This window comes from Xylophilus rhododendri, from assembly GCF_009906855.1.
Classification (GTDB): Bacteria; Pseudomonadota; Gammaproteobacteria; order Burkholderiales; family Burkholderiaceae_C; genus Xylophilus; species Xylophilus rhododendri.
The window spans coordinates 2837009-2850592 of record NZ_CP047650.1 but is presented as its reverse complement, the minus strand read 5'-3'; the positions used below and the strand labels follow the sequence as shown (position 1 = coordinate 2850592).

Genomic DNA, 13584 nt, shown 5'->3' with positions numbered 1-13584 from the left:
GGACGGGACCCGATTTCCCCGCGCCGCTCCGCGCGCCTCAGGCGATCAGAACGAATGCGCGTAGCGCAGCTGCACGTAGTTCTCGCCCGGGTTGGGCTTCTTGATGCTGGCGTTGGAGTAGTGCAGGAAGCTCACCGAGATTTCCTGTTCGCGCTGCGCGCCGAAGGTGTAGCCCAGTGCCACGTGGCTGCCGAAGTTGAAGCGGGTGCTGAACTCCTTGCCGGCATTGCTGCGGTAGAGCACGTCGGTATAGGACACACCCACGCCGCCATCCACGAACCAGTTGGAGCGGCCTTCGTCGAAACGCAGGCGGAAGGTCGGGGTCAGGCCGGCCAGCCAGGTCTTGTACTCGCCGCCGTTGTTGCGGTCGGACACGTGATAGGTGCCGTACAGGTCCCAGAAGCCGGTGGCCTGCGTGCCCCACAGGGTGCGCGAGCCGAACCAGTCCATGGGCTTGGTCACGCCCAGGGTGTAGGCATTGGTGTTGCTGTCGCTGCCGGCCTTGCCGTACTGGAGATAGATGCCGTTGGATGCGGAAGCGTCCGCATGGGCCAGTGGGGCGACGGCTGCCAGGGCCAGGGCCGAGGCAATGGAGAGAAGGGAAAAATGGATCATGGCGTGCCGCAAAAGCAGTGGCAAAGAAAAGTAGTGCGACCAAGTGTAGGCAGCATTGCCATCTTGCCAAAAATGCGATGGGCTCGTCGCGTCGAAGTCCTACAACCCTCGGGCGCACCTTCCTTCGCTTTGTGGCCGGGGCGCTACGTACTGTAGATACAAGTCCCGACACAACGGCAAAACAGCAGGGACTTGAAGTCAGTCCGTCCGGTTCGCCGGGCACACAACACGAAGGAACTCGCACCATGAACGCAATCAAATCCACCGTCCTGATCGCCGGCCTGATGGGCCTGGCTTCCATCGCATCGGCCCAGGTGCCCACCACCACCGCCGGCGGCGCCGCCACCACCAAGGTGCAGGGCCAGATCAACGGCCCCGACAAGTCGCCCATGACCTCCGACACCACCCGTGCCGAAGTCAAGAGCGAGGCGACCATGGCCAACAAGATGAGCAAGAACAAGACGGTCGCCGCCGGCGAAGCCAGCACCACCGGCCCGACCGGCCAGCCCAACGGCCGCCCGGCCGCCGAGAACCCCGCCGTCAGCGGCATGGGCACGACCACCAAGGATGCCGGCGTGCCGGGCGCCCGTGCTGCCGTGCACACCAAGCAGGGCATCGCCACCGGCGAGAAGACCGCCCGTCCGTAAGCCCTTCGGCTTGCACATAAAAAAAGGGACCGCGAGGTCCCTTTTTTACTTGGTGCCGGCCATATCAGCGTGCCGGCGGCGGGGGCGTTGCTTCGCCCTGGCCCATCGGTCCGCGCGGACCGCGCGGGCCATGGCCTTCATGTCCGCCGGGGCCGAAACGATGGCCACCGAAGTGCGGCGGCGGCAGCGCATCGAAGGTCTGCTGCTGGGCCGGGTTGAGCGATGCGTAGAAGGTCTTGATCGCGTCGCCGCGCTTGTCGGCCTCGGCCTGGCGGACGGCGCGCATTTCACGCATGCGGTCGATGCGCTGCGGCGTCGTCAGCTTGGCGAATTCCTCGCGTTCGCCCTTCATGCCGCGCATGCCGCCTTCGGGCGGACGCATGGCGGTGGTGAAGGCCGTCCAGGCGCCTTCCTGCTGCGGCGTGATGCGCAGCTTGGTCTTGAGTTCCGCGAAATGCTTTTGCATGCGGGCTTCGCGTTGGGCCGGATCGAAGCGGCCTTCCGGGCCGCCGCGGTGTTCGCCGCGCGGGCCGGCCGAGGGCGCCGTCTGGGTGGCCGGTGCGGGGCTGGTCTGGGCGAAGGCGGAGCCGATACCGGCGCTGGCCAGCAGGCCGGTCAGGAGGATGGTGCGGATTGCGGTTTGCATGAGAGTTTCCTTTCGAAGACCCCTGCTGCCATACCGGGCATCAGGTTGGTAGCCAGTGTCCGGCGCGCATGTAATGCCAGCGTGCGACGCAGGTGAGGCGCGTGTAAATCCCGGACCTCCCGCGCTGCACCGACAATAGGCGGCAAGCGGCGATCGAGCCGCGTTTTTCATGGGGCCGTCCCTGGCGGGCGGCGCCGCTGCCAGCGAGTCCGCAAAGTGTTCAAGAACCTCATCGTCTACCGCATCACCCCACCCGAGGGCGATGCCCTGTTGAAACTGGAAGAAGGCCTGGACAAGGCCCGCTTCGCGCCCTGCGGCGCCTCGCAGGAACGTTCGGCCGGCTGGGTCGAGCCGCGTGGCGAAGCCCATGCGCCGCTGGTCGAATCCATCGGCGGCCAATGGATCATGAAGTTCATGGTCGAGGCCAAGGTCGTGCCCGGCACCGTGGTGCGCCGCAAGCTCGAGGAGCGCATCGCCCAGATCGAGAAGGAAACCGGCCGCAAGCCCGGCCGCAAGGAAGCCAAGGAACTCAAGGAAGACGTTCTGCTGCAGCTGCTGCCCATGGCCTTCACCCGCCAGGGCGCCACGCCGGTGTGGCTGGATCCGCAGGACGGCTGGCTGGTGGTCGGCACCTCTGCCAACGCCCGTGCCGACGAGGTGGTGACCGCCCTGGTCGATGCCCTGCCCGGCATCACCGTGGTGCCGCTCTACACCCAGCAGAGCGCGCAGGCCGCGATGTCGGACTGGCTGATCAGCCAGGAGCCGCCCGCGGGCTTTTCCGTCGACCGCGAATGCGAGCTGAAGGCTTCCGACGAATCCAAGGCGGTGGTGCGCTACGCCCGCCATCCGCTGGACATCGAGGAGATCCGCGGCCATATCGAGCAGGGCAAGCTGCCCACCCGCCTGGCGCTGACCTGGCAGGACCGCGTCGCCTTCGTGCTGACCGAAGGCCTGCAGCTGAAAAAGATCACCTTCCTCGAAGGCGTGTTCGAAGGCGGCGGCGCCAACAAGAAGGAAGACGGCTTCGATGCCGATGCGGCCATCTCCACCGGCGAGCTGGGCCAGCTGCTGCCCGAGCTGCTGGAAGCCCTGGGCGGCGAAATGCCGGCCGGCGGCATGCCCGCGGCGCTGGACGGCGCCCCGGCGGCCACGCCGACGGCAGCCGTCACCTCCTCGAAGGTGACGCCGGCCGAAGCCCAGGCCCCGCACAGCGACGACGACGCGCCCTTCTGATTCAGGCCGCCTGGTAGCCCGCCTCCTGGATCGCCTGGCGGATCTCCTCGCGCGGGCTGGCGGCGCTGACATCGACCCGGCCGCTGGGCAGGTCGATCTTGACCTGCGCGTCGGGATCGAGGTCCTGGATGGCCTGGGTGACGGCCTTGACGCAATGCTGGCAGCTCATGCCTTCGACCTTGAATTGCTCCTGCATGGGGGCTCCTGAAACGTGCTGGGATGAGATGGCCATTTTGCGCGGTCACGGCCGGCCGTTCGCCATGCTCCGCAGAAGCCCCTGACGGCGCCACCTAATCTGGCCGGGTCATCACAACCCGAGGATGGAGGCCTGGCATGAAGATCGATTTCGCAAGCTCGCTCACGCGATTCCTCGCCCTGACGGCGGGCCTGGCGTTCGCGGCGGGGATGCCCCGTGTCACCCGCAACGAAGGCACCGGAGACGGCGTGCTGCAGGGACTGGGTCACCAGCTGGGCGACCCGCCGCCCATCCATCCCGACGCGTTCGCCGAGAACTTCCAGCAGCCCGATACCAACACCAACACCGATATCGAAACCGAGACCGCCAGCGCGGCCACACCGATGGCCTTGCGCAAGGCGAGCGTCACCGCCAGCACCAAGGCCCCGACGGGCGGACCCGCCTACCTGATCCGCCATCCCGACCAGCTGTTCAGGCAGTACATGGGCATGTGCATGGGTGAGGTGCTCGACCCCGACGATCCCCACGCCGGCCCGCTGCGCGAGGATTTCCACAAGCGGGTGACGACCGCATTCAGCCGCCGCATCGACGAGCACACCGGCCTGCGGCCGGATGCCGGCCAGCTCGCCGACTTCGCCGCCAAGCTCGATCACGTGATGCGCTACGCACGCATCCTGGTCAAGAGCGCGCAACAGCTCAAGCAGGACCGCCCCGAATGGAGCTCCTTCATCCTGCTGGCGCAGACCGAGATGCGGCTGTCCGAGTTGCGGGAGCTGGTCGATGGCGCCCCGCCCATCGCCGAATACGGAGCCATCGCCGCGCAACTCACCGGGCTCACCGCCAGGCTGGCGGACAAGGCTTATCGCGCCAAGGTCTACCGGCGCTACCTGGATGTCTGCATCGATCCCGACGTCAATCCCCACCGGCACGCGGCCTACTTCAGCCAGGTCATGCGCAGCTACGAAACCGAGGTGGACAAGACCACCGGCAAGACCCACAGCAATGGCGAGATCGCCAGCCTGCGCCGCAATCTCGTGCTGCTGCATTCCTTCTGCCACGACCTCAAGGAATCGACGACGCTGCTCGGCAACGAGGTGGCCCCGCCACCGCAGCCCGGCATGGCCAGGCGTGTGGATGCGGCGCGGGCCATCCTGCGCGCCGGCATCCTGGCCAAGCTCGACTCGGACACGCCGGCCGACGAGTTCCAGAGGGGCATCGATACCTTGCGGCAGTCCCTCGGGCTGTCGGCCTATGCGGGACCGGCAAGCAGCCCGCAAGGGGCGGGCGACACCGACGACTGAGGCTGTACTACTGCTGGATATCGCCCAGGCAGAGGTACTTCAGCTCGACATAGTCGTCGATGCCGTGGTGCGAACCCTCGCGGCCCAGGCCCGATTGCTTGACGCCGCCGAAGGGCACGTGCTCGGTGGCGATCACGCCCGCGTTGATGCCCACCATGCCGTACTCCAGCGCCTCGGCCACGCGGAAGATGCGGCCCACGTCGCGGCTGTAGAAGTAGCTGGCCAGGCCGAACTCGGTGTTGTTGGCCGCGTCGATGGCTTCCTGCTCTTCCTTGAAACGGAAGACCGGAGCGAAGGGACCGAAGGTCTCTTCGCGGGCGCACAGCATGTCGGGCGTGGCATCGGCCACCACGGTCGGCTGGAAGAACTGGCCTTCCATCTTCTCGCCGCCCGCGGTGATGCGCGCGCCCTTGGCCAGCGCATCGTCCAGATGCTTCTGCACCTTGGCGATGGCCGCCGGCTCGATCAGCGGGCCCTGCACCACGCCCTCGTCGAAACCGTTGCCCACCTTCAGGCTCTTGACCTTGGCCGAGAACTTCTCGATGAACTGCTCGTACACGCCGTCCTGCACATACAGCCGGTTGGCGCAGACGCAGGTCTGGCCGGCATTGCGGTACTTGCTGGCGATGGCGCCTTCCACGGCCGAATCGATGTCGGCGTCATTGAAGACGATGAAGGGTGCGTTGCCGCCCAGTTCCAGCGACATCTTCTTGACGGTGGGCGCGCTCTGCGCCATCAGGATGCGGCCCACTTCGGTGGAGCCGGTGAAGCTGATGTGGCGCACGATGTCCGAGGCGCAGAGCACCTTGCCGATGGCGATCGAGTTCTCGCTGTCGGCGGTCAGCAGGTTGAGCACACCCGCCGGGATGCCGGCGCGCACGGCCAGTTCGGCTGCGGCGAGCGCGGTCAGCGGGGTCAGCTCGGCTGGCTTGATGACGACGGGGCAGCCGGCGGCCAGCGCGGGTGCGACCTTGCGGGTGATCATGGCCAGGGGGAAGTTCCAGGGCGTGATCGCGGCGCAGACGCCGACGGATTGCTTGAGCACCAGCAGGCGCCGGTTGTTGTCGAACTGCGGCAGGGCCTCGCCGTTGATGCGCTTTGCTTCTTCCGCGAACCATTCGACGAAGCTGGCCGCGTAGCTGACCTCACCCTTGGCCTCGGCGAAGGGCTTGCCCTGCTCGGCGGTCATGATGCGGCCCAGGTCTTCCTGGTTGGCCATCAACAGCTCGAACCACTTGAGCAGGATGGCGTGGCGCTGCTTGCCGGTCTTGGCGCGCCAGGCGGGCCAGGCGGCGTTGGCGGCGTTGATCGCGTACTCGGCATCGGCTGCGCCCAGGTTGGGCACGTCGGCGAGCTTCAGGCCGGTGGCCGGATCGTTCACATCGAAGCGGGCGGCGCCCTTGACCCACTGGCCGTCGATCAGCGCATCGGTCTTGAGCAGGCTCGGGTCGTTGAGCAGGGCCAGCGGCGAGGTCTTCATGTCCATGGCGTGTTCCTCAGGCGGCGACGGTGGTTTCGAGCGCGACGGCCAGGGCCTCGCCCAGGGTCACCAGGGCGGCTTCGAACTGGTCTTCGGGAATCGTCAGCGGGTAGAGGAAACGGATCACGTTGCCGTACACACCGCAACTCAGCAGCAGCAGGCCGCGCGACAGGGCTTCCTGCTGCACCTTGGCGACCAGGGCCGCGCTGGGCTTGCCGTCGGTGCCGACGAACTCCATCGCCACCATCGAGCCCAGGCCGCGCACATCGGCGATCAGCGGGCTGCGTTCACGCCAGTCGGCCAGGTATTCCTGCAGGCGGGCGCCGAGCTTGACCGAACGCTCCAGCAGCTTCTCTTCCTGGATCGCATCGATCACCGCATGCGAGGCGGCCACGGCCAGCGGGTTGCCGGCATAGGTGCCGCCCAGGCCGCCGGGCGCGGGTGCGTCCATCACCTCGGCGCGGCCGCAGACAGCCGACAGCGGCATGCCGCCGGCCAGGCTCTTGGCCATGGTCACGATGTCGGGCTTCACGGTGTGGTGCTCCATCGCGAACATCTTGCCGGTGCGGCCGAAACCGGTCTGCACCTCGTCGGCGATCAGCAGGATGCCGTTGGCATCGCACACCTCGCGCAGCTTCACCATGAGTTCGGCTGGCGCGATGTTGAAGCCGCCTTCGCCCTGCACCGGCTCGATGATGATCGCGGCCACGCGGCTGGCCTCGATGTCGCACTTGAAGAGCTGGGTCAGCGCCTCCAGGCTGTCGGCCACGCTCACGCCGTGCACGGCGTTGGGGAAGGGCAGGTGGTAGACATCGCCCGGGAAGGGACCGAAGCCGATCTTGTAGGGCGCGACCTTGCCGGTCAGCGCCAGGCCCATCATGGTGCGGCCGTGGAAGCCGCCGCCGAAGGCCACGATGCCCGGGCGGCCGGTGTAGGAACGGGCGATCTTGATGGCGTTCTCGACCGCCTCGGCGCCGGTGGTGAAGAGCGCGCTCTTCTTGGGGCCGGCGATGGGCGCGACCGCGTTGATGCGCTCCAGCAGCGACACCGCGCTTTCGTAGGGCACGATCTGGTAGGAGGTGTGGGTGAAGCGGTCGAGCTGCGCCTGGATGGCGGCGATCACCTTGGGATGGCGGTGGCCGGTGTTGAGCACCGCGATGCCGGCGGCGAAGTCGGTGTAGGCGCGGCCTTCCACGTCCCAGACGGTGGCGTTCTCGGCGCGGTCCGCGTAGAAGTTGCACATGACGCCCACGCCACGGGGAGCGGCGGCGATGCGGCGTTGTTCGATTTGCTGGTTGTTCATGGCGATGCTCGTCAGGGTGGAATGAGGGGAAGGATGCGGCCCCGATTACAGGCCCAAGCGGTCCTATAATCCAGTTCCGCTTTCACCGGATGGATGGTGCCAATTGAAACCGATCAGTGTCGACCTGCTGGCCCAGCGGCTGGAAGCCGAGCGCAAGGCGCGGCCCGACGGCGCCATCAACCGCATGCTCTACGAATGCCTGCGCGGCGCGATCCACGACGCCAGCCTGCCGGCCGCCAGCCGCCTGCCGCCCTCGCGCGACCTGGCGGCGCAGCTGGGCATCTCGCGCAACACGGTGATGCATGCCTACGAGCAGCTGATGGCCGAGGGTTATGCCAAGGGCCTGACCGGCAGCGGCACCTATGTGGCCGACCGCATACCCGACCCGCCTTCGCTGCCGCGCGCCGCGATGGCCAGCACCCATGGTGCGCCGGCGGTCGCCGCGCGCCTTTCGCGGCGCGGCCGCCAGGTGATCGACAAGGCCCTGGCGCAGACCCGCCAGTGGGGCGCCTTCATGCCCGGCCTGCCCGACATCACCCAGGTGCCGCAGCAGAAGCTGGCCAAGATCGTGGCGCGGCTGGCGCGCAGCCAGTCGCCGGCCATGCTGAGTTATGCGGCCGGCGGCGGCCATCCGGCGCTGCACCGCAGCCTGGCCGTCTATCTGCGCCAGGCGCGGTCGGTGGTGTGCGAGCCGGAGCAGATCGTGGTGACCGAAGGCGTGCACCAGGCCATCGACCTGATCACCCGGGTGCTGGGCGATCCCGGCGACACCGCCTGGGTGGAGGAGCCGGGCTACTGGGGTACCCGCAGCGTGCTGGAGATCAACGGCATCCGGCTCAAGCCCCTGCCGGTGGATGCCGAAGGCATGCGGCCGCCGCCGGGCGACCGGCCCGCCGCGCAGGCGCCGCGCTTCGCCTTCGTCACACCCTCGCACCAGTACCCGCTGGGCGCGGTGATGAGCATGTCGCGCCGGCTCGATCTGCTGGCCCATGCGGCGCGCGACGGCACCTGGGTGGTGGAGGACGACTACGACAGCGAATTCCGCTTCGCCGGCCAGCCCATCGCCTCGCTGCAGGGCCTGCTGCCGAACGCGCCCGCCGCGCAGGTGATCTACGTCGGCACCTTCAGCAAGACGCTCTACCCGGGCCTGCGCATCGCCTACATGGTGGTGCCGGCCTCGGTGGCGACGGCCTTCCGAACCGCCCAGTCCGAGCTCTACCGCGGCGGCCACATGCTGATGCAGGCGGCGCTGGCCGAGTTCATCGACAGCGGCCTGTACGCCGCCCACATCCGCAAGATGCGCCTGGTGTATGCGGCGCGCCGGGCCTTCCTGATCGCCCTGGTGCAGCAGTGGCTGGGCGCCGACTGGATCCACGAGTACGACACCGGCGCCGGCCTGCACCTGGTGCTGGCCCTGCCCGAGGGCATGGACGACGTGGCCGTCACCGAGGCCTGCGCCGCGCAGGGCGTGCTGGTGCGGCCGCTGTCGCGCTACTACCTGGGCCGCAGGCGCCGCAGCGGCCTGCTGCTGGGCTTCGCCAGCGTGCCGCAGGAGCAGATGCTGGCGCCCTTCGAGATCGTGGTGCGCTGCATCCGCCAGGCCGTGCCGGCCTGAGGCGCGGTCAGACCGGATCCAGGTGCGTCATGACGCTGAGCACCTTGTGCTCGGCCATCACCCGTCGGCGGGCTTCCACCGTGATCTCGTGGGCGGCGGCCACGGTCAGCGCGCCGTCGACCTCCAGATGCGCATCCACCGCCAGCAGGTCACCCATGCGGCGGGTGCGCAGGTCGTGCACGCCGCGCACGCCGGGCGTGGCGGCCAGCGTGGCGGTGATGGCGGCCAGGGCCTCGGCGTCCGCGCCGCGGTCCATCAGGTCCTGCAGCGCACCCCAGCCGAACTTCCAGCCCATGTGGGCCACCATGCCGCCGACGATCAGCGCGGCGATCGGGTCGAGCAGCGGATAGCCGCAGAGATTGCCGACGATGCCGATGCCCACCACCAGCGAGGACGCCGCGTCCGAGCGCGCATGCCAGGCATTGGCCACCAGCAGGGTGGAGCGCAGCCGCTCGGCGATGGCCAGCATGTAGCGGAAGAGCCCCTCCTTGGCGACCAGCGCCAGCACCGCCACCCCCAGCGCCACCGCATGCACCGGCGGCACCGCCTCGGGCGCCTCCAGCCGCACGACGGCGGAGGCCACCATGCCGATGCCCACCACCAGCATCAGCACCCCCAGCGCCAGCGTGGCGGCGGTCTCGAAGCGCTGGTGGCCGTAGGGGTGTTCCGCGTCCGCCTCCTTGCGGCTCTGCGGGCCGGCCACCAGCACGATGATGTCGCTGAGCAGGTCGGTCAGCGAATGCAGGCCGTCGGCGATCAGGCCCTGCGAGGCCGAGAAGATGCCGATGGCGAACTGCAGCGAGGCCAGCCCCAGGTTGACCGCCACGCTGACCCAGGTGCTGCGGGTGCCGGCGGCCGCGCGCACGGCGGCGTCGGCGTGGCTGGGCGGGGTCGGGGCGTGGTCTGGGTGCGAGGGCATGGAGCGGCATTGTCGCGTGCCGCGCGCCCGGCCCCGGCCGGCGGCCGCATCAGTCCAGGATGACCTGGAACAGGACGGCGCCCGAGGCGCCGGGCGACAGCTCGCCGTCGAAGGTCCAGCTCAGGCCGCCCTTGCCGCCGGGCTTCTGGTCCTGCGTGCAGTCCACCGCGCTGGCGTCGGCCGGCGTGATCTTGTGGCAGCCGGTGAGGGAGGCCGGCGTGCTGCCGACAGAGGCGCCGACAAAGCTGGTGTAGGCAGGGGTGTTGTCGTTGATGACCAGCCCCCGCAAAGGCTCCGCGGCCTTGTTCGTGTAGGTGATCCGGTATTCCAGCGTCTGCCCCGGCTTGGCCTGATTGCTCAGTCCGAACGCGGCGACGCCCTGGCTGACATTGCGCACTTCCTTGAGCAGGCCGAGCGCGTCGCTGGACACCGTGGTGAGGTCATCGACCGAATAGCGGGCCGACAGCGAAGACGCAGCGTTGGTGAAGCTGAACGCCGCATCGACGGTGGCGCGGTTGTGGCTGCCCAGCGGTGCTTGCTGCGGCACGGATTGCAGCATCACGACGCAAACGACCTGCCCGGGCGTGACCGGCTGGGGGACCGCCGGCGGAAACAGCCTGGCGGCGCCGCCCTGCAGGCTGCCGGTGCAGCCGGGGTCGGCGAAGATCTGCTCGCTCCAGCCGGCGCTGGCCGGGCTGGAGACGGAATCCGCCACCGAGAAGCTCACCTGGCCGAGCGTGCCGGCGGTGAAGATGTGGCCGTGGCCGACATGGCTGCCGGGCAGGCCGTTCCTGAGTCCCGGCTGCAGGAAGGTGCTGAGGGGGACGCTGGCGAAATTCAGGCCCTCGGGCGGCGTGCCGGTCCAGGTGAAGGCGATCCGGTCGGTCCTGGTGTCCGAAGCCAGGGTGAGGGTGTTGGGCGCGGCGGCGAAGGCCACGCCGGGCTGGAGGGCTGTGCCGCCGATGGAGGCGCCGGTGGAGGTGCGGGCGGGCGATCTGGCGACTTCCACGCACAGCGCAGCGCCAGTGGCGATCTCCGCAGGGGCAGGCAAGCGGTACGCGCCGTCGCCGTCGGTGGTGGCCTTGGCCAGGCTCTTGCCGGCGCAGTCGGTCAGGCTCACCTCCACGCCGGGCAAGCCGCGTTCACCGCCATTGGCCACTGCGTCGTTGGCGATGCCGCTTTCCATGCCATTGTCCGAAAAGACCCGGCCGCTGCCGCCGCTGGCGGAAGAAGGCGCTTCAGCGGCATTAATGAAGGTGCAGACGATGTTGCCGCCTTCGACCACCGCCGCAGCGTTGAGTTGCAGGCTGCCGTCGGGCGTCTGGGTGGCGGTGCCGCCGCCCGGCAGGCCGCTACAGCTTGCGCTGCGCAGCTTGAAACCCTGTTTCGCCGCCTGGGTGATTTTGGTGGCCACGTTCAGGGCACCCAGCCGGGTGGGTGCGCCGGTCACCGCCACGCCCGCCGCGGTGGTCGTGATGTCCTGGCTGGTGAAGCCATTGCTGCCGCTGTAGCTGAAGGCCCCGGTCCCCCCTTCCGACACGGTCTTGATGGTGACGGTCGAGGAAGCGCAGACCGCGTTGATCCGGCCTTGAACCATCAGGGCCGTGAGGTTGTAGTTGTCGGAGGTCTTGACGAAAAGGCTGTTGGCGCCGGGCTTCCATCCCTGGGAGACATTCGCGACGCCCTGGGTGGCGATCGAGAAATAGCCGCTGCCTTGGAAGGAGTTGACGACCTCGTTCGCATAGATCGAGACCACACGGTCGTCCGCCAGAAAGTTGAGCCCGAGCACGAAAGTGGCGGGATCGATATTGCCGGCCAGGGTGAAGTCATAACGGTAATAGACGAATTCGCCGACATGGGCTGCATTGCTGAGCGCGGAGATCCAGTTGGCGTTGGAGAAAGGTGAGACCGCCCAGGTGCCAACTGCCAGTTTCGGGAACGCCACGACGGCGGGTTTCCAGACGGCGACGCTGGAGGGCCCGGCGGCGGTTCCGACCCCCACCATCCAGTGATCGTCCTGCGCGTACAGGGGCTTGAAGGAACTGTCCGATGCATAGGCGGTATTGAAGACGAATCCGCTGGTGCGACAGCTGACCGGTTGCGCTGCCGGCAGCACGTACGGAAACTCGCGCACCTCGAACTGTGCGCTGGTGGCGGTCGGCGTCGCCGGCGCGTTGTAGGAGGCGAGTGTGTTGGCCGCGATGGTGGTGGTGTATTGGCCGGGCCTCACCGAGGTCAGGTCGGTGATCATCTGGCAGCTGCCGTGGGCGGGGATCGTCGCGTCGTGCAGTTCCACGCCACCCGAGTGGGCAATCATTCCATCGTAGGTCTGATACGGCTTCACCCAGCCGGCCGGACAGGTCGTCTTCGAGGTCAGCTCGTCGCTGTTGAAGACATCCACCGGATAGGGTACGCCCAGGGCAGTCCAGACCACATCGACCGGGTTCGGATTGGTCACCGTCACCGTCATGGTGGTAAACACCGGACCGTACGGTCCGATCACTTCCGGCGAAAAGCGCATCGCGGCCTGCAGGGGCGCCAGGCCGACGATGACGGTCGTACTGCTGCAATTGGTTTTCGCATCCTGGACGCAGGCCGGACCCGGCGCCACGGCCGGCACGCCGACGGCATCGGTACTGGCGCTCAGGTGATTGACGACGGGCACGACGGTGTTGACATACGGCATCGTCACCGACAGCGAGAAGCTGCCGGTCGCGCCCAGGGCGATGCCGGTGGGCGACGTCGCGAGACGGCAGGTCAGCAATGCACCCGGAGCACTGGGCAAGGTGCCGCAATCCACGCTCTGGATGCCGGCGCCGGGACTGGCACCGGTGGCGACGGCGCCAGGGGGAAGCTGATCCTGGATCGTGAGTGCCATGGTGGTGGGCACCGGTCCGATGTTCACCAGATTGATCGCATAGGCCACCGTGTCCGCCGCGTTGGCGCTGACCGGGCCGCTGGAGGTCAGCGCGGTATAGGCCGGCATGGTGTTGATGAAGGTGCACTGGATCCTGGCGTTCTGCACCATGACGTTTGCGGGCAGCGTCGCTATGTGGCCGGAGACGGTCGCCAGGTTACCCGCCGCGTTGCCGCTGCTCGTCGCGTTGGTATCGACGCAAGACACCGAAACCGGTTGGAGCGGCCATCCCGGCTGCGGATTGGATTGGTCCACCGATGCGGCCACCCCCGTGGTGCCGGTATGGGTGACTCCAGGGACGGGCACACCGGCGCTTGCGACATGGATGTTCTCGGCGGCGCCTCCGGTGATGCCTGTCAGGCCATAGCCGAAATTGCCCACCCCGTTCGTGGCGATGGTGGTGATGCGGACCGTGGGCGCGCTCTGCGCCCAGACAGGCACCACCATGGCCGCTGACAGCCAGGCAGCGGCCCAGCGCAGGTTTCTTCCCGAATAAATCGCGGTGGTCAACCTGTGCAGAAGAGTTGAGAAAAGAAAAATGAGGGTGCTCATTGCGCGCGCATCGAAAAATGGAAGTGCTCCCTCACCCTAGTGAGGTGCTTTGGCCGCACGCGTTGCACCCATGACAAGAAGCGCAGCCCTTTCGGACTAGCTCCATCTTCTGACCCAGGCGATCGCCTGTGTCATGGCGCGACAGGGGAAATCACCATCA

At 68.0% G+C, this 13584-nt stretch carries 11 protein-coding genes; 4 read left to right on the top strand and 7 right to left on the bottom strand.

The window, feature by feature from the left end; all coding sequences use genetic code 11:
- Positions 1-45: 45 nt before the first annotated feature.
- Positions 46-615: an acyloxyacyl hydrolase gene (locus tag GT347_RS13110; protein WP_160552408.1), complete on the bottom strand. Its 570-nt coding sequence runs from the start codon at positions 613-615 to the stop codon at positions 46-48.
- A gap of 245 nt (positions 616-860) precedes the next feature.
- Between GT347_RS13110 and GT347_RS13105 the strand changes: the two genes are divergently transcribed.
- Positions 861-1262 (top strand): hypothetical protein, encoded by a 402-nt coding sequence (locus GT347_RS13105; RefSeq protein ID WP_160552406.1) that lies wholly within the window; start codon positions 861-863, stop codon positions 1260-1262.
- A gap of 64 nt (positions 1263-1326) precedes the next feature.
- Here the strand turns inward: GT347_RS13105 and GT347_RS13100 are convergent, their stop codons facing one another.
- A complete protein-coding gene (locus tag GT347_RS13100) occupies positions 1327-1908 on the bottom strand; it encodes a Spy/CpxP family protein refolding chaperone (protein WP_160552405.1) in 582 nt (193 codons plus the stop codon).
- Between the two features lie 216 nt (positions 1909-2124).
- Between GT347_RS13100 and GT347_RS13095 the strand changes: the two genes are divergently transcribed.
- Positions 2125-3141 carry a recombination-associated protein RdgC gene (locus GT347_RS13095; protein ID WP_160552403.1) on the top strand — a complete coding sequence of 339 codons (1017 nt, stop codon included), beginning with the start codon at positions 2125-2127 and terminating at the stop codon, positions 3139-3141.
- 1 nt (position 3142) lies between these two features.
- Here GT347_RS13095 and GT347_RS13090 read toward each other — a convergent pair whose 3' ends face one another.
- The gene (locus tag GT347_RS13090) at positions 3143-3337 is read right to left on the bottom strand and encodes a heavy-metal-associated domain-containing protein (RefSeq protein WP_160552401.1); all 195 of its coding nucleotides are present in this window, start codon (positions 3335-3337) and stop codon (positions 3143-3145) included.
- 137 nt (positions 3338-3474) lie between these two features.
- Here GT347_RS13090 and GT347_RS13085 point away from each other — a divergent pair, with 137 nt between their 5' ends.
- Positions 3475-4638: a hypothetical protein gene (locus GT347_RS13085; RefSeq protein WP_160552399.1), complete on the top strand. Its 1164-nt coding sequence runs from the start codon at positions 3475-3477 to the stop codon at positions 4636-4638.
- 7 nt (positions 4639-4645) lie between these two features.
- Here GT347_RS13085 and GT347_RS13080 read toward each other — a convergent pair whose 3' ends face one another.
- Both GT347_RS13080 and gabT read right to left on the bottom strand, forming a co-directional pair.
- Positions 4646-6124: an NAD-dependent succinate-semialdehyde dehydrogenase gene (locus GT347_RS13080; protein WP_160552398.1), complete on the bottom strand. Its 1479-nt coding sequence runs from the start codon at positions 6122-6124 to the stop codon at positions 4646-4648.
- 10 nt (positions 6125-6134) lie between these two features.
- Positions 6135-7421, bottom strand: coding sequence for a 4-aminobutyrate--2-oxoglutarate transaminase (gabT, locus tag GT347_RS13075; RefSeq protein ID WP_160552397.1), 1287 nt, complete (start codon positions 7419-7421; stop codon positions 6135-6137).
- 103 nt (positions 7422-7524) lie between these two features.
- On the opposite strand from gabT, the gene pdxR reads away from it, so the two are divergent.
- On the top strand, positions 7525-9036 hold the full coding sequence (gene pdxR, locus GT347_RS13070; protein WP_160552395.1) for a MocR-like pyridoxine biosynthesis transcription factor PdxR: 1512 nt from the start codon (positions 7525-7527) through the stop codon (positions 9034-9036).
- Positions 9037-9043: 7 nt separating this feature from the next.
- Here pdxR and GT347_RS13065 read toward each other — a convergent pair whose 3' ends face one another.
- Positions 9044-9955 (bottom strand): cation diffusion facilitator family transporter, encoded by a 912-nt coding sequence (locus GT347_RS13065; protein WP_160552393.1) that lies wholly within the window; start codon positions 9953-9955, stop codon positions 9044-9046.
- Positions 9956-10004: 49 nt separating this feature from the next.
- Complete coding sequence (locus GT347_RS13060) at positions 10005-13424, bottom strand: prealbumin-like fold domain-containing protein (RefSeq protein ID WP_160552391.1); 3420 nt, start codon at positions 13422-13424, stop codon at positions 10005-10007.
- Between the last annotated feature and the right edge of the window lie 160 nt (positions 13425-13584).